This is a genomic window from Mammaliicoccus sp. RAM2, assembly GCF_045897195.1.
Classification (GTDB): Bacteria; Bacillota; Bacilli; order Staphylococcales; family Staphylococcaceae; genus Mammaliicoccus; species Mammaliicoccus sciuri.
Genome location: NZ_JBJNWI010000005.1, coordinates 177,148 through 197,192 on the forward strand (window position 1 = coordinate 177,148; position 20,045 = coordinate 197,192).

Consider the following 20,045-nt stretch of genomic DNA (forward strand, 5'->3'; position numbering starts at 1 on the left):
ATAAGTTTATTCGCTAATTTTTATTTAAACATCATTTTCTAAATTGCATATTTTTAAAATAGACTGCTTTAATGGCAATTCTTGTTCATAGATTCTTAATTGATCGATTGTTTCTGGATTTAAATAAATACACTTTCGAGGTTTTCCATTTTGAAAAGCGACAATTGCTTCTCCATCATCTGTATTTTCAAACATTCTATCAACGTCGGAAAAATATTGACTTAAAATATAAATTAATGCATCACTATATCTTTCACGGTCTTTTTTATATAATTCAACTTGATCATCTTGTATATAATACGCATCAACAATAGTCATGCCATCCATTTCAAGTTTTTCATGAGTAACATCTTGACTCAGTTGTTTTCTCTTAAAAAATTTAAACAACATAAACGATCCCCTTCATTAATCATTTTAATTAGATTTACTTCTTTGATACTCCTGATACTCAAAAAATACTTGGAATAACATAATTAACATTGCAGGATGATATTGTGAATTGACAATATCAATATCATGATTAGATGCAATTTTAAATCTTTCAGACTTAGTTTCCATGATTAAGTTATTTGTGTCATCTGTTACTTTAACAGATCTAGATATAAATCCTGATTCAAACAACAAAGTATCGTTTTTTTCACCATTAAATATTATTCTAGGTTTGAATCCAATTTTTGTTTCGAATGTGCCTATTTTAGTATCATTCTTAAATACTTCCCAAACAGTTTTAAAAGGGGTCTTTAACTTTCCTTCTATCGATCTTTCTTGTATCACTTTAAAAGAGCCACCTTCAAATTCGATCATAAAATTATGTTTCTTTCTCCCTAATAACGCGAATGTTTCTTGTCTAGTGGATGTGTAATACAAACTTAGTATAAATATAGGATTATTGTTTTCATCATAGACTTCAATTGGTTTAGTAGATGCACCAAAAAAGTTTTCTTTGAAATGATATTGTGACATATTAACCTCCCTAATAAGCTGTTATTATGACTATTCTACCATAGCTAAATTTTGTGCACCATTTTTAATGTTTTGTGCTTTTAGAACATTTTCTATCATTAATTTAATCATTTTTTCTTTGTATGGCTTAATAGAAACTAATACAATTCTTTCATCGGTATCAGCTCTATCTTTATGAAGATAGTTTAATTGCACAAGGGCTTTTATGGATTTATTGATTTTTACTAAATCCCATCCAAATTGTTGTTTAATATCTTTTAGTGTTCGACATCCATTCTGAGACATCTGTATAAATAATAAAATCATAAATTGATCGACATTTATTCTATATTGATGATGGATATTATGATGGATTTCACTAATCATACTATTAACCTCTATAGCATAATCAATACAATAATTTGAATTTACATGTGTAGATATCTCATTTAAATTACTCTTAAAGTCCAGTTCTATTTGATTAATTAGTTGAGAAATTTTCATTTTGTGACGAGTTTCTACTATTATAATGATTTTTCTCTCATCTTGTTTTAGTCGTTCTTTTTTATAATAATTTAAATCATGTAAATAGGATATGACATGTGTTAACATCGTTTGATTAATACGAAGTACTTCTTTAAAATCTAAAGCTGTAAATTTCTTTCTCTTCTGATTATCGTTAATAAATTTCAATATTTTTAAATGATAAATATTTAATGCGTAATTTTTCTTTAGTATTTTCTTCACCTGAAAATTTAAATAATTAAATTTCAATAATTCGTTCTTATGTTCAATCATAGCTCAATACCACCTTAGTTTATTTTCGTTTTATATAGATATGTTTAATGACATCCGCTGAAGAATCATAATCTATTACTAATTTTTTTGATTCTTTTTTAAAATTTATTGTATTTATATTTTTATTCGTTTCTTCATTAAACTGCTGATTAATTGCCTTATTACGCTTAATAAAAATATCGTGAATTCTAAACTCAAATTCCTCAATGTTTAAACCAGTAATATTTAGTTTTTGCTGCAGCTTATTAAACAGTTTATTGTTTGGGAAGATTAATAGCTGATATTCATTTAAATAATGCGTTATGAGGATACTGCCATTAAAAAATATGATATTTCCTCTTAATCTTTTTAAAGTTAATATTAATTCGAATAACTGATACTGACTTTCTTTATTTAACTGTAATTCTTTTATCATAAGGTGACTGCTCTGTGAAGGTATCATACTATCAATCCAAGTATCATCTATAATAATTGAAATTCTTTGCTTATATTCTAAACACCATTTAAATGTTTCAATAAGTGAATCAATTCGATTAGGGGTTGTCGGTTGATATAAGATATTTATCGAAGAATTATTCTTTAATATAGTAGTTATTTCTCTATCGGAGACTAATTCATGGTAAACTTTATAGGCAATTTGTTTATTTCCTTCCATTATATTTGTCATTCGGTTAGTTAAGTATTTATCCCGATTATTTAATATTAGTGTTACTTTTGAATCTTTTAATGTGTCTTTTATCATTTTATAGATATGATTATATTGGTAAAATGTCATATTTAAATAGAAATGAAATTGTCGCTGTCCATAGTAGTATGTACAATCGATTAGATAATTTAAAAGTTTCTTTAAGTCTTCTTCAAACGCCTCTAGATTTTTATTTCTAGACAACTTTAATTCAAATGAAATTTCAAATTGATGCTCTAAAGAAAATGAAAACATTTGATGCATTAATCTATTTTTCTCAAAATTAGCTTCATTTAAAAACTCATCAAGTAATGAATGCGAGAATAATAAACCATATTGCCCAATTTCTCTCCTCATCGTTAAAAGCTTTGATTGTTGAAAATTATTTGTTAGTGCCTCAATGTTTCTGATATATATTAATAAGTTTGATGATGGCATATTTGATGTTAGCTGTGAGTCTATATTAATATCTAAACTAATAAAATCTACAAAATTGTTTGTCAAAGCTCTAATTTCCTGAGATATCTTATTAAAATTTTCAAGAAGATTCGAGCGCTTATTATTAAATGGATAATACTGATCATTTGTGAGTTGCTTTCGATATTTCGCTGGTGTTATATGATATTTATCTCTGAAACTTGCTATAAAGTTTGATTCGTAAGTAAAACCATTATCACCTGCAATTTGCGTTATAGACTTCTTTGAATAAATCAAGTCAAATATGGCGTAGGATAAACGAATATTTTTTCTAAGTTCTCTATATTTCATATCTGTTATTTCTTCTAGATTTTCTGAAAACCATCTCACTGATAAAATACAATTCGTCGCAACTTCAGCAATATATAACTTCTCTTTATAATGTTCATACATATAATTGATTGCTTTATGTATATCATTATTTAAAAAATAATCATGATTTTCATTTACAATTCTATATAATCGCAATGTCATCATTAATTGCTTAATTACATCAAACATATTTATGTCCTTGTCTTTTTTATATTTAATATAATTGGCGAGTACCTTATTCATGTAAAATCTAATAACATTGTAATCAAGTTTATCTACATCAATATAGTACTTTTTTTCGAATTGAAAAAAATAATCAAGTTCACATCTTGATAAATATAAACTAGCTATAACTGTATCTTCATTAGAATAAATACGATATTGTTCTAAATCATTTATGATAAGAATGTCATTTGCTTGATATACTTTACGTTTACCATTGATATATATTTTACTACTTCCTTCTATTACATATAGCAGTATTAACCCCATATTAAAATCAGATTGAATATTTAATGGTTGATAAATCTTAAAATTACCATCATACAACATGTTAAACACCCCAATTCCTTATGAAACATCTTTATTTACTATTTATGATAATTATAATTCAACAAATATTACTAAAAATACTTTATTCTTGACTTTTTATTATGAAATTTTGTACTTATTTTAATCCTTCAGATGCAATATTCTTTTGTTTATTGGATATAATTTTTCATAGTATTATCCAAAGTCAATTATTTTATTATGTCTTAAATATTACAAACGTGTAACAAAGAATCGTGTACAATACCTAAAAGTACTTAAAAACGTTGGTATTACAACGTTCTTTATTAAGTGTAAAATGTTCGGAATTATTACATGAAATCTTTAGATATTTAAATTAAATTACAAAGCTTTAACATTCAACACAAACTAAACGATTTCTGATAAAGTAGATTTTGTTGATTAACAGCGAAGAAAAAACTTATTAGAAAAAAAACATAAAACATATACGAAAAATTATTTTTAAATTATCTAGGAGGATTTATTTATTATGAAGAAAATCGCAACAGCAGCAATCGCAACGGCAGGAATCGCAACATTTATGGCACATGACGCAGATGCAGCAGAAAATACACAAGGATATAATTCAAACGATCCATATTCTTATTCTTACAATTACACAATTGACCAACAAGGTAACTACCACTACACATGGGAAGGTAACTGGAATCCATCATCTCATTATGGTAACCAAGCTCAACAACAAGTAGCATCTAACACTGCTTCTTCAAATAACGAAGCAGCTTCAAATACAAATTATTCACAACCAGCATTCAATGCTGCACCAAATGGTGGTGGTTTAGGAGATTCACATAACACATCTTCAAATCAAAACAATGTTCGTGTAACAACTACACAAGCACCATCAACTAGCAACAATACAGCAACTACATCAAACTCAAGTTCAAATGTAAGCACTACAACTACATCAACTTCTCGCCCATCAACTGGTGGAGGAGCTAACTTATACACTGCTGGACAATGTACTTATTATGCATTCAGCAAACGTCCTGACTTAGGTAGCACTTGGGGAAATGCTAATAACTGGGCTAGTGCAGCAGCACAATCTGGTTACACAGTAAATAACAACCCATCTGCAGGTTCAGTATTACAAACTACAGCTGGTGGTTATGGTCACGTAGCTTACGTTGATAAAGTAAACTCTGACGGTTCTATCCAAGTTTCTGAAATGAACTACCAAGGTGTAGGTGTTGTTTCAACTCGTACTATCTCAGCTTCAGCAGCTGGTTCATACAACTACATTCACTAAGATGAATATAAAAAAAAGAGCAATCGCTATGATTGCTCTTTTTTTATGCATTTGTTTTTACTTTTTTAATACCGATACCTGTTATACCATAAAACGCTGCAAAGATTACACATAAATAACATGGAACAGCCCACCAGAAGAAATCTCCTAATGAAACATGCAATAAATCTCGATAGTATATACCTGAAGTTCCCCAAGGAATAAATGGCAACACCATTGTTCCGCAATCTTCTAGCGTTCTTGATAAGTTCACACGATCTAAATTACGCTCATTATACATTTCCATTAACAGTACACCTATCATAATAATCACGACAGATGCAACACCAGCTGCAAAAACGAGTATTAAACTTCCCACTATCGTAACTAATATCAGATGTGAATCTTTAGAAACTTTACTAGATATTGTCGTTAAAATAACTTTTAAACTGCCAGATGCTTCTACAATACCCGCAAAAGCATAACCACAAAAAATAGTTACAACAATTTCAGTCATACTCATAATGCCACCACGTTTTAACAGTTCTACCATTGAACTTGATGCATCATTTTCAGATAAGCCTGTCATATTGATGTTGAAACCTTGCATCGTTACATTAAATGCATCTACAATTTCAAATCCATTATTAAACACACCTACAAACATTGCGACTAAACTGGATAATAACATCATCGGTACAGTAGGTTTTCCTATACTAATACCTAATACGATAACAATGACTGGTATCCATACCCAAAAATTCAAATTAAAAGCCGTATCAATATTACTCAATAATTCATTTATTCTTTTGCTTTCTACATTTTTAGCATCAAATTGTAAACCTACTATAAACCATACAATGAGCCCTATAATTGATGCAGGTATTGTCGTCCACATCATATGTTGAATATGCCTAAAGATATTTACTTTCGTTACTAATGCAGCTAAATTAGTTGTATCTGAAAGTGGTGACATTTTATCTCCAAACACTCCACCAGCTATTACAACACCTGCAACCATACCTATCGGAATATTCATCTCATTAGCAATCGCCATTAAAGCTATACCGGCAGTACCTACTGATCCCCATGCAGTACCTGTTGCGACAGATGTAACGGCTGTTATGACAAATGCAGTTACTAGAAAGTATGTCGGATTAATCGTTTCTAAACCATAGTAAATTAAAGCAGGTACAGTACCTGAATACATCCACGTACCTATTAAAATACCGACTGCAAATATTATGTATATAGCTGGCATTGCAGTTGCTAGCCTCTTTGTAATGCCATCTTGCAAGTCTTCCCAAGTTAAGCCTACTCTAATGGCTATAAAGCTCGCATAAACAGCCGCAATAATTAATAATGGCTGAATTGGATAATGTAAAATCCCAAAACCAATCAATACGACTAACCCCATAAATAAAATTGTGGAAATTGCTTCAAATAAAGTTGGTAATCTCTTCATATAATGCCCCCTTCCATATACTTAGAAAAGTAATCATATTATTTTATATATGAAAAAAGTAGTCGCAAATGATTTGCTAACTACTCTTTTTCAATGATTTAATCCTTAATACATATATTACAAGCTAATGACATTAATTTTCTAAAAATTCCTCGTAAAACCTTATATTATCGGTATATTTTCTATATTACTGTTTGTCATAATTGGTCAAAAATATTACTAAAATATTGTATCTGATTATGATTAAGTAACAACTGTATGAAAACACACACAAACATAAAAACATCTGTTAAAGTATTATTTGTCGTCGGAAAACGACACAAACAAAACTAAAAATTTAAATTTAAAACATATACGAAATTTACGGAGGATTATTTATAATGAAAAAATTAACAGCATTCGCAGTATTATCTACGGGACTAGCAACAACAGTAATTGGAAATGGTGAAGCTTCAGCAGATACTTTCGATAACGCTCAAGCTCCAATTCAAAACCAAACTCAAACTCAAAACTTTAACTATACTAATAATTATAGCCAAAATTACAATACTTCAAACATGAGTCAATCATTTACTTCATCAGTTACTCAAACTGCAACTCAAACTTCAAGTTCATCAGCTAACTTATACACTGCTGGACAATGTACTTATTATGTATTTGACAAAAAGCAAGCAGATGGAGACCCAATTAGCTCAACTTGGGGAAATGCTAACCAATGGGCAGCAAATGCAGCAGCAGATGGTTACACAGTAAACAACACACCTAAAAAAGGTTCAATCTTACAATCAACAGCAGGTGCTTACGGTCACGTAGCATACGTTGAAAATGTAAACTCTGACGGTAGTGTTGAAGTTTCAGAAATGAACTACCAAGGTGAAGGTGTTGTATCAACTCGTACTATCTCAGCTTCAGAAGCTGGTACTTACAACTACATTCACTAAGATTAATATAATATATCTAAAAAGGAGACTAGGCATATCATTGTCTAGATCTCCTTTTTTATTTATAAAATAATTAATTTATATTATTGATTGGCTACAGCGATAAAAAATTGTATACTTAAATTAAGTTAGGAGGGATTATACATGAGTGAAAACGAACAAAATCCATTTCAACAAACTTCAACACATTCAACATATGAAGATGTATCACAACACATAGATACAACTGATGATGATAGATTATTTGGTATGCTTATATATTTAACAAGTTTCTTTGCTTCATTTTTTGCGCCACTTATCATTTGGTTAATTAAAAGAGAGAACTCTCCATTCGTTGATAAAATTGGTAAAGATTATTTAAATTTCTTTATTTCATATACGATTTGGGGACTTGTTGCTTCCCTATTATGTTTAATACTAGTAGGTTTTATTTTAATACCAATATTAGCTATTTTAGCTTTTGTCTTTACTGTTATTGGTGCTATCAAAGCATACAATGGAGAAACTTATTTACCACCATTATCAATCCGTATGATCAAGTAACACTTTCATTTTGCGAAAGTGTTATTTTTCTTTTTTGTGGTAAAACTGATTAAATACGAATATTTAATTTCATGATAGAATGATGTATACTCTTATAATCTTAAGAGTACCGTATTTTATGAATCCCCTTTTTAAACGTTATTTGTGCACTTCCATTTTATGGAAAGGCATAATTTTTTTTGTACTTTATTACTACAGTGCTTTAAAGGAGGAGTTTTTTTGGATCAAAAAATTAAAAAACCGAGAAGAAGATATATAAGCTTACCGACACAAATATTAATCGCTTTAGTATTAGGTGTTGTAGTAGGATACTTTTTACACGGACAAGACCATTTGATTAAATTCATTCGACCTATTGGAGATATCTTTTTAAACCTTATTAAAATGATTGTTATTCCAATTGTATTCTGTTCACTAGCATTATCAATTTCAAACGTTGGTGATATGCATACAGTTGGTAGATATGGTTGGAAAACAATTTTATACTTTGAAATCATCACTACAATTGCAATTGGATTGGGAATTATATTCGGAAACTTATTCAAACCTGGATTAGGGATTGACGCAAACAAATTACCTAAAGGTGATATTTCTAAATACGAACAAACTGCCGATGCTGCAGAAAAATCGACTTATGGTAACCATATGATAGATACAATAGTTGGCATCATACCTACAAATATATTTGAAGCTTTAACAGCTGGAGAATTACTACCTATTATATTCTTTGCAGTATTCTTCGGATTAGCAATCGCTGCAGTCGGTGAAAAAGGTCAGCCAGTTAAAGATGTATTAAGCGGAACATTAGAAGCTGTATTCTGGATGATACATAGAATATTACGATTAGCGCCTTACGGTGTATTTGCTTTTATCTGTGTAACGATTATGACATTTGGATTATCTGCTTTAATTCCATTAGTTAAGTTATTAGCAGTTGTTGTAGGTGCAATGGTATTCTTTATTATTGTTGTATTAGGGATTGTCGCAAAAATTTGTGGCATCAGCGTATTCTCTATTATTCACATATTAAAAGACGACTTATTGTTAGCATTCTCAACTTCAAGTTCAGAGACAGTACTACCATCAGTAATGGAAAAAATGGAAAAGTTCGGTGCACCAAAAGATGTTGTTTCATTTGTTGTACCAACAGGATATACATTTAACTTAGATGGTTCAGCCTTATACCAATCAATCGCAGCATTATTTGTTGCACAGATGTATGGTGTCCATTTAACACTTGTTGAACAGTTAATATTAATGTTTACATTGATGATTACATCTAAAGGTATGGCTGCTGTTCCTGGTACTTCTATAGTTGTTCTTATTACAACATTAGGATCTATGGGATTAAATCCAGAAGGACTTGCATTAATTATTGGTATAGACAGACTATTAGATATGACAAGAACATGTGTCAATGTTGTAGGTAACGCACTATCAACAGTTGTTATCTCTAAATGGGAAAACAAATATGACCATGCAAAAGGACAAGAATACTTAAAATCATTGAAAAAAGCATCATAAAAAAAGATTCGGCTAAGGGGAGCCGAATCTTTTTATTTTAGTTTATTTTAGTGAATCCACAATTTCTTTAATTTCATCTTGTTTTAAGTCTACAACAATTTCTCCGTCTTTAGTATCTTCTTTTAAAGCATCTTTAGCTTCTTCTGAATGATATAATTCTGCAATTTTCTTGAATGTTTTATTATCTTTGTCTTTCGTATTTGCTGCGATAAAGTTGATATAAGGTTTAGCTGCATTAGCATCTGGATCTTCTAAGAATATAGGGTCTTTCTTTGGATCTAATCCTGCTTTTGAAGCTACACCATTATTAATAACAGCAATATCCACTTCATCTAATGCTCTCGCTGTTTGTTGTGCATCTACTGCTTTAATGTTTAAATTCTTTTTATTTTCAACTATGTCTTTAGGTCCACCACTTAAACCGAAGTTCTTATCTAATTTAATGTAACCTGCTTTTTCTAATAATTTTAACGCTCTTGCTTGGTTTGAAACATCATTTGGAATCACGACTTTCGCACCATTTTTTAAATCTTTTACATCTTTTAATTCTTTAGAATATATACCTAACGGTGCAAACACTGTTGTTCTAATAGGTGTAATGTCTGTACCTTTATTTGCTTTCTTAAATTGATCTAAAAATGCGAAATGTTGGAAGGCATTTAAATCAATGTCTCCGTCTGATAAAGCTTTATTTGGAACATTGTAATCTGAAAACTGTTTAATTTCGACATCAATGCCATCTTTCTTAGCTAATTCTTTAACTTTATCCCATACTGCTGTGTCATTCGACGCGATACCGATTGTGACTTTTTTGTCGTCTTTCTTATCTCCACATGCTGCGAGTAATAAGACTAATGCTACTAATAATGTTAAGACTTTTTTCATTTAAACTTCTCCTTTATATTAAAATGTTTATTTAACTTCTACGTACTAATCTAGATAATACATTACCTAGAGATTGAATAACTTGTACCATAATAACAAGTATAATAACGGTAATAACGATGACGATTGTATCAAATCTTTGATAGCCGTATGCGAGTGCTAAGTCACCTATTCCGCCGCCACCAACTGCACCGGCCATTGCTGTAGCACCAATTAAACCAATAATTGAAGTTGTTAATGCTAAAATTAATGAACCTAATGCTTCCGGTAATAAGAAATATCTAATAATTTGAAATGGTGAAGCACCCATTGAATGTGCAGCTTCAATAACTCCAGAATTAACTTCTAATAATGAGTTTTCTACTAATCTTGCTATATAAGGTGCAACATAAACAGTCAGTGGTACAATTGCTGCAGATGTACCTATTGAAGTACCTACAATTAATTTAGTAAAAGGTACAATCGCAATTAATAAAATAATAAAAGGTAATGATCTGAAAATATTAATAATTGGGTTGAGTAAATAATAAATAATGACATTTTCCCATATACCATTTTTTCTAGTAATCACTAACAAAATACCTAATGGAATACCAATTAAGGCACCTAATACAAGTGATACAGTTACCATGTATAAAGTTTGATATATAGAATCTAACAATAGTGAAGAATCTAATGATGATCCGAACATTATGCACCAACCTCCTCAAATTCTATATTTAATGAATCTAAATGGGCAAAGCTTCTTCTAATTGCACTGTCGTCACCTTTCAAACGTAACGTTAAGTACCCTACAGGTGTGCCTTGAATATCTGACATTGAAGCAAACAATACATTAATTTGAACTTGATATTTTGTAATTAAGTCATTAATGATAGATTGTGTCACTTTATCTCCATCTATATATAATTTAATGTCTGTTGCTTGATGATCAGTTGGTATTAATTTTCTTAAATTAGGTGATATATCTGTTGTAATAACTGTAGATACAAAGTTCTTCGCTGTTGCTGTTTTAGGATGGCTGAAGACATCTAATACAGGTCCAATTTCGATTACTTTACCATTTTCCATCACTGCGACTTTGTTACAAATCTTCTGTATCACACTCATTTCATGTGTAATCAGTAGAATTGTGACACCAAACTCTTCATTGACACTTTTCAATAATTTCAATATAGAATCTGTCGTAGCCGGGTCAAGTGCACTTGTTGCTTCGTCACATAATAATATTTTAGGATCTGTCACGAGTGCTCTTGCAATAGCCACTCTTTGTTTTTGTCCGCCAGATAATTCATTTGGATATTGCTTCCCTTTATCCTCTAGACCAACAAACTTGAGTAGTTCATCTACTTTAGCTTTAATTTTATCTTTACTTGTACCTTGCAAAATAAGCGGCATCGCAACATTATTAAACACTGTCTTAGAATTTAATAAATTAAAATGTTGGAATATCATGCCGATATTTTTCTTAACACTTTGTAATTCTTTCTTTGAATACTGATTGATGTCATGGCCATCTACAATGACCTCTCCCGTTGTTTTTTCTTCCAATACATTAACAAGTCTTATTAACGTACTTTTTCCTGCTCCACTATATCCAATTACGCCAAAAATATCTTGTTCTTCGACTTTAAAACTGACATCATTTAAAGCTTGGATTTTAGAATTCTTTTGCTGGAAAATTTTATTTACATTTTTAAATTCAATCATCGTATTTATCCCTTCCGAATTCTTATTAATATGATAAGAATTATATGGGTGTTTCCTTTTATCGTCAATACTTATAATCAAATTTTTCTAAATATTCATTTATCTATATTGTATTTTTTCTCTTTAATGATTGATTAACATGTTCTTAATGAATTTTTATTAATGTAAGCGCTATCAATAATTTATTGACAACTTTGTGAACAACAAATAAAATGAAACTTAAGGTGTATTTTTACATCTAAAAATAAGGGGGTTATAAGTATGGCAGAGCATGATTTCAAGCGTTTAGCAGCAGATCCAAAGTTTAAAGAACTTCTGAAAAAAAGAAGTAATTTCATATTTCCTATCTCTATATTCTTTATTATTGCAACGCTCCTATTTCCAGTATTAACTGGTTATACAAACATCTTGAATAATATTGCATTTTGGAATATCTCTTGGGCATGGATTTACGCTTTATTATTATTCATTATGGTTTGGACACTTGTCACTTTGTACATGCGAAAAGCGAAGTCTTTTGATAAAGATGCTGAGGAACTATTAAAAGCATATAGAGAGGAGCAAAACTTATGAATGTCATCGTTGTCGTTATGTTTTTAGTATTTGTCGGGATCACATTGTTTATTACATATTTTGCATCTAAAAGAACGCAATCAGCAAATGACTTCTACACTGCTGGTGGTGGCTTAACAGGTTGGCAAAATGGATTGGCAATTGCAGGTGATTATTTATCTGCCGCATCATTTTTAGGTATAGCAGGTGCCATCGCATTATGGGGGTTTGATGGTTTTTTCTATAGTATCGGTTATTTAACAGCTTATCTTATTGTGTTATACATTGTAGCTGAGCCGTTAAGAAATCTTGGTAAATATACTTTAGCAGATATGATTGCAGCACGATTTGAATTGAAAAAAGTGAGAGCAATGGCTGCAGTTTCTTCTATTACAATAGTTATTTTCTATATGCTTGCACAACTCGTTGGTGCAGGTGCACTTATTCAATTACTATTTGGTATACCTTATACACTCGCTGTTATTCTAGTTGGTATTATGATGACCATTTATGTATTATTTGGTGGTATGACAGCAACAAGTTGGGTACAAATGGTTAAAGCAGTATTACTTATGATTGGCACTGTGATTATTTCATTTTTAGTGTTATTACATTTTGACTTCAACCTTTCTACGATGTTTGGTGAAATGCATAACATTAAGTCATCTGATTTCAAAGGTGAATTTATTAATCCAGGTTCACAAGGTAAACCACCGTTAGATAACATCTCATTAATTATTGCGTTATTATTTGGTACAGCTGGATTACCACACATATTGATGCGATTCTTTACAGTTAAAGATGCTCAAACGGCAAGGTCTTCTGTTATGTGGGCAACATGGATCATCGGTATCTTTTACATTTTAACGATATTCCTTGGATTTGGCGCAGCAGCATTATTAACACGTGAAGAAATTATTAGCGCCAACCCTGCTGGTAATATGGCAGCCCCATTATTAGCAGCAAAATTAGGTGGAGATTTCCTAATGTCATTTGTTTCGGCCGTTGCATTTGCTACGATATTGGCAGTAGTAGCAGGTTTAGTATTAACAGGCGCGTCTGCATTCGCACATGATATTTACGGGCAAGTCATTAAAAAAGGTAAAATAAGCGAACGTGAACAGATGAAAGCAGCAAAATTAGCTTCATTAGCAGTTTCAGTCGTATCCATTATATTAGCCTTATTTGCTCAAAATTTAAACGTAGCATTCTTAGTATCATTAGCATTTTGTGTCGCAGCAAGTGCAAATTTACCAGTCATTGTATTTACGATATTTTGGAAGAGATTTAATACACACGGTGCCATCACAGGAATAGCTGTCGGCTTAATCGTGTCACTTATACTCGTTATACTAAGTCCAAATGTCATGAATCCAGAAGGAACAGCATTTATTACAATGTCGCCAATATTCCCTTTATCAAATCCTGCAATCATATCAGTACCAGCAGGCTTTATTGGTGCATTTTTAGGAACATTCCTAGGTAAATCAGAATCACATGATAAATTCCAAGAAGTACAAGTTAAATCAGCAACAGGTATATCAACTTCAGATATTACACATTAAAAATTAGTAATGTTGGTGAAGTATTTAGGGACAGAATTCCGAGTAATGTCCCTAAGAGGCTGTTAGAGACACAATTCCGAATAATGTCCCTATTAGATGCTCCTAACTATAACTTCTTAGAATTCTGGTAATTAAACGGTTCTAACTACCATTTCTCAGAATTCTAGTAATTATCACAACCAACTAACTTATTAAATGTCAAAAACCGCTTAGACATCCGTCGTGTCTAAGCGGTTTTTACTTATTTTAATTTTGCTTTTTGTAAGAACTTCACTTTTTTACTAAGTGATTTTGAAGATTTTTGTTTGAGCATTTTATTTCTTATTTTAATTTTTAAAGTACTTGAAGATTGTGCTACTTTACCGATTTTTCTTGATTTTATGATGACTTTTTTAGTATGTTTCGTTCTTAATTTGTCATATCGTTTTAAGGCTGATTCTATATCTCGATCGTTTATTAAATTAACTAATGTTACGGCGTCTTCTATTGCTTGGCCTGCACCTTGTCCCATGTTCGGTGTTGTTGCATGTGCTGCGTCACCTAATAGAACAACTCTATTTGAAACGAATGATTTCAATGGTACGAGGTCATACATATCATGATGTAATATGCCTGTTTCTTCTTGTGCATCTAATACGGTTCTTACTTCATCTGGGAATTGATTGAAGTATGCTTGAAGATGTGGTTTCTCAAATGACTTAAATTGCAAATCATTTTCTTTAGCATTCATTGTGCAGAACCAGTATAATTCGTTGTCTTTTAAAGGAACTATGCCAAATCTTCCTTTATGTCCCCAATATTCTAATGTAACGTCTTGTTCAATATTTAACTTCTCATTTACAACGCCTCTGAAACAAGTGTATCCAGCATACTTAGGTGCTGATTTCGGAAAAAGTTGTGTTCTTACTTTTGAATGTATACCATCTGCAGCAATTACTAAATCAAATTGTTCTTCTATACCATTTGTAAAATAAAGTCGTACATCGTCAGCTGTTTGTTTAAACGTTTTAACTTCATGATTTAAATAAATATTATCTGATGGTACATGTGTTTTTAAGATTTCATGTAACACTTTTCTATGAATCGTAATATTTTTATGTTCATCTTGATCCATCATTAATGAATTTAAAAATTCATCTAAATCAGATCTAATTTCTATTTTTCTTAATGGTTGGCCTTCTTGCTCAATTGCATATGCCATTTTATATTGTTTTAATGCTTTAAGGACATTACTTCCAATGCCTAAACCGGCGCCATCTTGTTCTAAATTGCCACGTTGTTCATAAACATAAACTTCATGTCCCGTTTGACTTAGTAATCCAGCAGTCGTTAATCCACCGATGCCTGCCCCAATTACAGCAATTTTCATTTTGTTCACTACTTTCCTTGAAATAAAAATTTGATTATAAACTTTATTTTAACACGAATCCTTATATATCTTTACCCCTAGTTCATATTGAACTAGGGGTAACCTTTATTTGTAATAGTCTTTATGGACTTTTGATTTCTTCAAATTATGGTCATCATAATAATCTTCCATAATTTTACCGATACTTGTTGCCCAATTCACATCTGTTGCATATAGATGTTGTCCAGGATTATAAGGGTTCCATCTCATTTTATATAATGTGTCTTGCCCATTGTTAAGATAGTCCTTTTTAATAAATTCTGCGCCTCCATTTATAGCTTTTTCTGGAGAAGTCCAACCTTTCTTACGCGCATAACTACTACCCGTTTCTACAGCATCTTGATCAAATGCCCCAATCCCATAGAAATTATAGAATGTTTTACCGTTGGACATTTTGACACCACTTGCCAATTCAGAATTACCATTTCCAGTTTCGATAAAAGCATGACTCATCAAGTAGATGATATTGACATCATATTTTTCTTGGGCTTCTATAAAAGCTTTTTCTTTACCTTTTAATATGCCTTTATCTTTTAAAATGTCTTTAACTTGTTTTTCTGATACATCTACTTTTTTAGATATATCTATGAATTGAAAGTCTGTCTGACTTTTGTCAATATCCATAAATTTATCTATATCTTTTTTATCAGCATACACGAATTTATTGTCCTTTTGTGTAACAGCTGGTGCATCACTTTGCGTTTGAATTTCGAGCGCTTCTTCATAAGTATGTGTTTGATGATTTTTAAAAAAAGGAGACTCAAAAATAAATAATAAAACAATAAATATAATAATAATTGTGAGCCCTAAAATTAAAGAAAACCTTTCTCTCAAAAAGTTAATAATATTCACACCTTTTCTATTTGTATAAGCAATGTTACTGTTTTAACTTATCTTATATTTTCTTAAATTTCAACGAAATGTTTTCAAAAAATAAGAGTGAGACAGAAATCTGTCTCACTCGTCTCTACTCATACCTTTTAAAAAGTTCAATAATAGCGTTACACTTTGATTAATTTCTGGATCTTTAAGTGCGCCTAATAAATCTGTAACAGAAGTCTTCTTATAAGGATTAGCCCTATTCGCAACTTTCATGCCGTTATTAATCCTTCTCACGAAAGTAGATGTTTCTTCTATATCCAATTCTCCTAATAGAAATAGAACTTGTCCAAGATTTCCTAAAATACCTTCATATTGTTCTTTATTCAGTTCATTGACGATATTTTTCGTAATGATTTTACGTTGCACAATGGCTGCGTGAAATGCATCTAACGCTTCCGCTTCTTCCAGTGCATCGAGTATATCAATTCCTTTTTCAATGGCAATTTTTCGATCTGATAATCGTGATTTAATGTCATTCATATTTTCTTCAATTATATATTCTCTACTTTTATGAATTTTCTTAATCACTTTAACTCTTTCACCCATTATGCATCGCCACCTTTACTAGGGAATGTATAACTTGATTTCGCCCACTTGTCTTGTACTCTCACACTAATCTGTGGCTGTCTATTACCAAACCGCGAATTATGTTTAGGTATAGGTGATTTGCCTTTTTTAGTGATAACTTCTAACTTCGCATAATTATCTTTATATGCTGGTGTATTTGTATCTTTATCAACATCACTATCTGTTACAAAGTTAGGTGCACCTTCATTCTGATCATTTAACGGAATATAAATATTATTACCTGTTACTCTGTCTGTAACTTGCACATTCACTTCTACTGTACCTACTTTAGAAGTTACATTAACTCTCGCACCATTTTCGATACCGTGTTCTTCAGCGAGTTCTTTAGAAATTTCACAGAAGTTTCTAGGCATTTTATATTTTAAACCAGGTACTTGATAAGTCATATTACCTTCATGGAAATGTTCTAATACACGTCCATTGTTAACGTGTAATGACATTTCTTTTGTCTTTTTAGATTCGACATTAAATGACAATGGATAAAGTCTAGCTTTGCCATCAGGGAAATTAAATCTTTCTGTATATAATAATGGTGTATCTGTGCCATCATCATTCATTGGCCATTGTAGACTATCAAATCCTTCTAAACGATCATACGTAATACCTTTAACTAAAGGCATGAGTGATTGTGCTTCATACCATATTTCACTAGGATGTTGATAATCCCAATCTGCGCCTAGTGACTGAGCAATTAATTGAATGATTTCCCAGTCTGGTTTTGAATCTCCAAGCGTGTGTAATGCTTTATTTATTCTTTGAACACGTCTTTCAGTATTTGTAAATGTACCATCTTTTTCTAATGAAGGAGATGCAGGTAACACAACATCCGCAAATTCGGCTGTTTTTGATAAAAATAAATCTTGAACGACTAAGAAATCAATTTTCTCAAATGCTGATCTGACATAATTAATATTAGCATCTACAACACCTGTATCTTCACCTTTAATATAAAGTGAGTGTAATGTCCCTTCATGTATACTATCTATCATTTGATGGTTGTCCAAACCTCTTTCTGAATCGAGCGAAACTTGCCAAGCTTGTTCAAATTTATGTCTCACTTCATCATCAGACACATCTTGATATCCTGGGAATGTGTTTGGCATACTGCCCATATCACTACATCCTTGAACATTGTTGTGACCTCTTAAAGGATAAGCACCTGTGCCAGGTCTCATATAATTACCTGTTACTAACAATAAGTTAGAAATGGCTGTACTTGTATCACTACCGATACGATGTTGCGTTACACCCATAGCCCAACAAATGGATAGAGATTCAGTTTCTGCAACTTGTTTAGCAATATGTTTAAGTTCTGTTTGACTAATGCCCGTTAGACTTTCTGCATGCTCTAACGTAAACGTTTTAAGACTGTCATAATAACTATCAAAATCATTAACCCATTTATTGATAAAAGCTTTATCGTGCCAATTTTGGTCGATAATATATTTTGTTACAGCTGATAGCCAAACTAAATCTGTACCAGGATTTGGTTGATAAAATTTATCTGCACGTTCAGCCATCTCATGTTTTCTAATATCAAATACATATAATTTTTGTCCTAATAATTTATGTGCACGTTTAATTCTACTCGCTATAACAGGATGTGCTTCAGCTGTGTTTGTACCGATAGTAATGACCATTTTAGCTTTTTCTAAATCTTCAATTGAACCGGAATCACCACCGTAACCTACAGTTCTAAACAATCCTTGAGTAGCTGGTGATTGACAATATCTAGAACAATTATCGACATTATGCGTTCCGATAACTTGTCTCGCTAATTTCTGCATTAAATAAGATTCTTCATTCGTACATTTAGAAGATGAAATAAACGCTAATGCATCTTTACCATATTGATTTTTAATTTGAGAAAATCGAGTACTGATTACTCTCAAAGCTTCATCCCATTCAACTTCTTGGAAATAGCCTTCTTTTCTAACCAAAGGCTTAGTTAATCTATCTCCAGAATTCACATAATCCCAAGCAAATTTCCCTTTTACACACGTAGAAATATGATTTGCTGGAGAATCTTCATGCGGTAACACTCTTAATATTTCTCTATCTTTTGTCCAAACATCAAAAGAACAACCTACACCACAGTATGTACATACTGTCTTAGTCTTCTTAATAACATCTTCTCTCATCGCCGCTTCTGAATCAGAAATCGCAAATAGAGGTCCATACCCAGTTTCAGCTTTTTTAGTGAGTTCAATCATCGAACGTAATAAACCTGGTTCTTGATCAGTCATATAGCCTGCATTACCTAGCATGTTATTTTCCATCAAAGCATTACATGGACATACCGTTACACATTGTCCACAATTCACACAACTTGATTCATCAATCGCACGATCATTGTCCCAAATAACTCTAGGTTGTTTTCTTTCCCAATCAATCGTCAATGTTTCGTTCACTTGTACATCTTGACATACCTCTACACATCTTCCACATAAAATACATTGATCTGGATCATATCTATAAAATGCCCCAAAATCTTTTTCATAACCTTTAGATTGGAATGGATTAGATTGATGTTCCAAACCAAATTCACCCATTGTATTATGAATTTCGCAATTGCCATTATTATAATCACAAACTGTACAATATAATTCATGGTGTTCAAGCACTCTGTCCAATGCTTGTTTCTGAGCTGATTTTACAGATTCAAGTTGCGTATTCACAACCATACCATTCTCAATCATCGTACTGCACGCACGTTGAAGTTGCCCATTAACTTCAACGACACATGAGTCACACGTTTCAATCGGTCCTAAAGATTCGTTGTAGCATATAGACGGCACAAAGGATAACTTTTCAGCTTTAATAAAGTCCAATAGCCTCATGCCCTCTTCTACAAGAAAATCTTTACCATCAATTGTTATAACCTGATGTTCTTGCATATTGACTACCCCCTCTATGAAATTATGCCCAAAAAAGCCAAATATAATCATCTTTAAATGAAAAGGCTTACTT

Annotated in this window: 18 protein-coding genes; 6 read left to right on the forward strand and 12 right to left on the reverse strand. The window is 31.4% G+C overall.

What is annotated here, in order from left to right; all coding sequences use genetic code 11:
• Positions 1-24 precede the first annotated feature (24 nt).
• The 4 genes from ACJTHF_RS09220 to ACJTHF_RS09235 are packed head-to-tail and all read right to left on the reverse strand — an operon-like array spanning position 25 to position 3,766.
• A complete protein-coding gene (locus ACJTHF_RS09220) occupies positions 25-390 on the reverse strand; it encodes a hypothetical protein (protein WP_232157268.1) in 366 nt (121 codons plus the stop codon).
• A 24-nt stretch (positions 391-414) separates the two neighbouring features.
• Positions 415-963, reverse strand: coding sequence for a hypothetical protein (locus tag ACJTHF_RS09225; protein WP_058591187.1), 549 nt, complete (start codon positions 961-963; stop codon positions 415-417).
• A 30-nt stretch (positions 964-993) separates the two neighbouring features.
• A complete protein-coding gene (locus tag ACJTHF_RS09230; protein ID WP_058591188.1) occupies positions 994-1,740 on the reverse strand; it encodes a transcriptional regulator, SarA/Rot family in 747 nt (248 codons plus the stop codon).
• A gap of 19 nt (positions 1,741-1,759) precedes the next feature.
• Entirely contained in the window at positions 1,760-3,766 is a 2,007-nt protein-coding gene (locus tag ACJTHF_RS09235; RefSeq protein WP_058591189.1) for a helix-turn-helix domain-containing protein, read from the reverse strand.
• 487 nt (positions 3,767-4,253) lie between these two features.
• On the opposite strand from ACJTHF_RS09235, the gene ACJTHF_RS09240 reads away from it, so the two are divergent.
• Positions 4,254-5,033: a CHAP domain-containing protein gene (locus ACJTHF_RS09240; protein ID WP_078354964.1), complete on the forward strand. Its 780-nt coding sequence runs from the start codon at positions 4,254-4,256 to the stop codon at positions 5,031-5,033.
• Positions 5,034-5,076: 43 nt separating this feature from the next.
• On the opposite strand, the gene nhaC is transcribed toward ACJTHF_RS09240, so the two are convergent.
• Positions 5,077-6,477 carry a Na+/H+ antiporter NhaC gene (nhaC, locus tag ACJTHF_RS09245; protein ID WP_232157270.1) on the reverse strand — a complete coding sequence of 467 codons (1,401 nt, stop codon included), beginning with the start codon at positions 6,475-6,477 and terminating at the stop codon, positions 5,077-5,079.
• A 380-nt stretch (positions 6,478-6,857) separates the two neighbouring features.
• Here nhaC and ACJTHF_RS09250 point away from each other — a divergent pair, with 380 nt between their 5' ends.
• The 3 genes from ACJTHF_RS09250 to ACJTHF_RS09260 all read left to right on the forward strand — a co-directional run bounded on the left by ACJTHF_RS09250 (position 6,858) and on the right by ACJTHF_RS09260 (position 9,485).
• Entirely contained in the window at positions 6,858-7,418 is a 561-nt protein-coding gene (locus ACJTHF_RS09250; protein ID WP_048541175.1) for a CHAP domain-containing protein, read from the forward strand.
• 144 nt (positions 7,419-7,562) lie between these two features.
• Positions 7,563-7,961 carry a DUF4870 domain-containing protein gene (locus ACJTHF_RS09255; RefSeq protein WP_058591191.1) on the forward strand — a complete coding sequence of 133 codons (399 nt, stop codon included), beginning with the start codon at positions 7,563-7,565 and terminating at the stop codon, positions 7,959-7,961.
• A gap of 231 nt (positions 7,962-8,192) precedes the next feature.
• Complete coding sequence (locus ACJTHF_RS09260; RefSeq protein ID WP_049320138.1) at positions 8,193-9,485, forward strand: cation:dicarboxylate symporter family transporter; 1,293 nt, start codon at positions 8,193-8,195, stop codon at positions 9,483-9,485.
• Between the two features lie 42 nt (positions 9,486-9,527).
• Here ACJTHF_RS09260 and gmpC read toward each other — a convergent pair whose 3' ends face one another.
• Genes gmpC through ACJTHF_RS09275 form a run of 3 tightly spaced genes read right to left on the reverse strand, consistent with a single transcriptional unit; the run spans position 9,528 to position 12,080 of the window.
• Entirely contained in the window at positions 9,528-10,370 is an 843-nt protein-coding gene (gmpC, locus tag ACJTHF_RS09265) for a dipeptide ABC transporter glycylmethionine-binding lipoprotein (protein ID WP_048541178.1), read from the reverse strand.
• Between the two features lie 31 nt (positions 10,371-10,401).
• Positions 10,402-11,061, reverse strand: a complete 660-nt coding sequence (locus tag ACJTHF_RS09270) for a methionine ABC transporter permease (protein ID WP_048541180.1) — start codon at positions 11,059-11,061, stop codon at positions 10,402-10,404.
• Entirely contained in the window at positions 11,061-12,080 is a 1,020-nt protein-coding gene (locus ACJTHF_RS09275; RefSeq protein WP_048541182.1) for a methionine ABC transporter ATP-binding protein, read from the reverse strand. Before ACJTHF_RS09275 ends, ACJTHF_RS09270 begins: the two co-directional genes overlap by 1 nt.
• Positions 12,081-12,341: 261 nt before the next feature.
• Between ACJTHF_RS09275 and ACJTHF_RS09280 the strand changes: the two genes are divergently transcribed.
• Both ACJTHF_RS09280 and ACJTHF_RS09285 read left to right on the forward strand, forming a co-directional pair.
• Positions 12,342-12,653, forward strand: a complete 312-nt coding sequence (locus ACJTHF_RS09280; protein WP_078354967.1) for a DUF485 domain-containing protein — start codon at positions 12,342-12,344, stop codon at positions 12,651-12,653.
• Positions 12,650-14,197 (forward strand): cation acetate symporter, encoded by a 1,548-nt coding sequence (locus tag ACJTHF_RS09285; RefSeq protein ID WP_048541185.1) that lies wholly within the window; start codon positions 12,650-12,652, stop codon positions 14,195-14,197. Before ACJTHF_RS09280 ends, ACJTHF_RS09285 begins: the two co-directional genes overlap by 4 nt.
• A gap of 241 nt (positions 14,198-14,438) precedes the next feature.
• Here ACJTHF_RS09285 and ACJTHF_RS09290 read toward each other — a convergent pair whose 3' ends face one another.
• The 4 genes from ACJTHF_RS09290 to fdhF form a co-directional block, all read right to left on the reverse strand.
• Positions 14,439-15,566, reverse strand: coding sequence for an FAD-dependent monooxygenase (locus tag ACJTHF_RS09290; protein WP_058591193.1), 1,128 nt, complete (start codon positions 15,564-15,566; stop codon positions 14,439-14,441).
• A 105-nt stretch (positions 15,567-15,671) separates the two neighbouring features.
• Positions 15,672-16,439, reverse strand: a complete 768-nt coding sequence (locus ACJTHF_RS09295) for an N-acetylglucosaminidase (protein WP_106417309.1) — start codon at positions 16,437-16,439, stop codon at positions 15,672-15,674.
• Between the two features lie 123 nt (positions 16,440-16,562).
• Positions 16,563-17,033, reverse strand: a complete 471-nt coding sequence (locus tag ACJTHF_RS09300) for a DUF1641 domain-containing protein (protein WP_048541188.1) — start codon at positions 17,031-17,033, stop codon at positions 16,563-16,565.
• Entirely contained in the window at positions 17,033-19,972 is a 2,940-nt protein-coding gene (gene fdhF, locus ACJTHF_RS09305; RefSeq protein ID WP_106417310.1) for a formate dehydrogenase subunit alpha, read from the reverse strand. Before fdhF ends, ACJTHF_RS09300 begins: the two co-directional genes overlap by 1 nt.
• Between the last annotated feature and the right edge of the window lie 73 nt (positions 19,973-20,045).

Bases quoted from the DNA above. Each gene is read 5' to 3' on its own strand.
- ACJTHF_RS09240 (WP_078354964.1), top strand. From the start codon at position 4,254: ATGAAGAAAATCGCAACAGCAGCAATCGCAACGGCAGGAATCGCAACA.
- ACJTHF_RS09235 (WP_058591189.1), bottom strand. From the start codon at position 3,766: ATGTTGTATGATGGTAATTTTAAGATTTATCAACCATTAAATATTCAA.
- gmpC (WP_048541178.1), bottom strand. From the start codon at position 10,370: ATGAAAAAAGTCTTAACATTATTAGTAGCATTAGTCTTATTACTCGCA.
- ACJTHF_RS09225 (WP_058591187.1), bottom strand. From the start codon at position 963: ATGTCACAATATCATTTCAAAGAAAACTTTTTTGGTGCATCTACTAAA.
- ACJTHF_RS09280 (WP_078354967.1), top strand. From the start codon at position 12,342: ATGGCAGAGCATGATTTCAAGCGTTTAGCAGCAGATCCAAAGTTTAAA.
- ACJTHF_RS09220 (WP_232157268.1), bottom strand. From the start codon at position 390: ATGTTGTTTAAATTTTTTAAGAGAAAACAACTGAGTCAAGATGTTACT.
- ACJTHF_RS09230 (WP_058591188.1), bottom strand. From the start codon at position 1,740: ATGATTGAACATAAGAACGAATTATTGAAATTTAATTATTTAAATTTT.
- ACJTHF_RS09255 (WP_058591191.1), top strand. From the start codon at position 7,563: ATGAGTGAAAACGAACAAAATCCATTTCAACAAACTTCAACACATTCA.
- ACJTHF_RS09285 (WP_048541185.1), top strand. From the start codon at position 12,650: ATGAATGTCATCGTTGTCGTTATGTTTTTAGTATTTGTCGGGATCACA.
- nhaC (WP_232157270.1), bottom strand. From the start codon at position 6,477: ATGAAGAGATTACCAACTTTATTTGAAGCAATTTCCACAATTTTATTT.
- ACJTHF_RS09275 (WP_048541182.1), bottom strand. From the start codon at position 12,080: ATGATTGAATTTAAAAATGTAAATAAAATTTTCCAGCAAAAGAATTCT.
- fdhF (WP_106417310.1), bottom strand. From the start codon at position 19,972: ATGCAAGAACATCAGGTTATAACAATTGATGGTAAAGATTTTCTTGTA.
- ACJTHF_RS09290 (WP_058591193.1), bottom strand. From the start codon at position 15,566: ATGAAAATTGCTGTAATTGGGGCAGGCATCGGTGGATTAACGACTGCT.
- ACJTHF_RS09270 (WP_048541180.1), bottom strand. From the start codon at position 11,061: ATGTTCGGATCATCATTAGATTCTTCACTATTGTTAGATTCTATATAT.
- ACJTHF_RS09300 (WP_048541188.1), bottom strand. From the start codon at position 17,033: ATGGGTGAAAGAGTTAAAGTGATTAAGAAAATTCATAAAAGTAGAGAA.
- ACJTHF_RS09250 (WP_048541175.1), top strand. From the start codon at position 6,858: ATGAAAAAATTAACAGCATTCGCAGTATTATCTACGGGACTAGCAACA.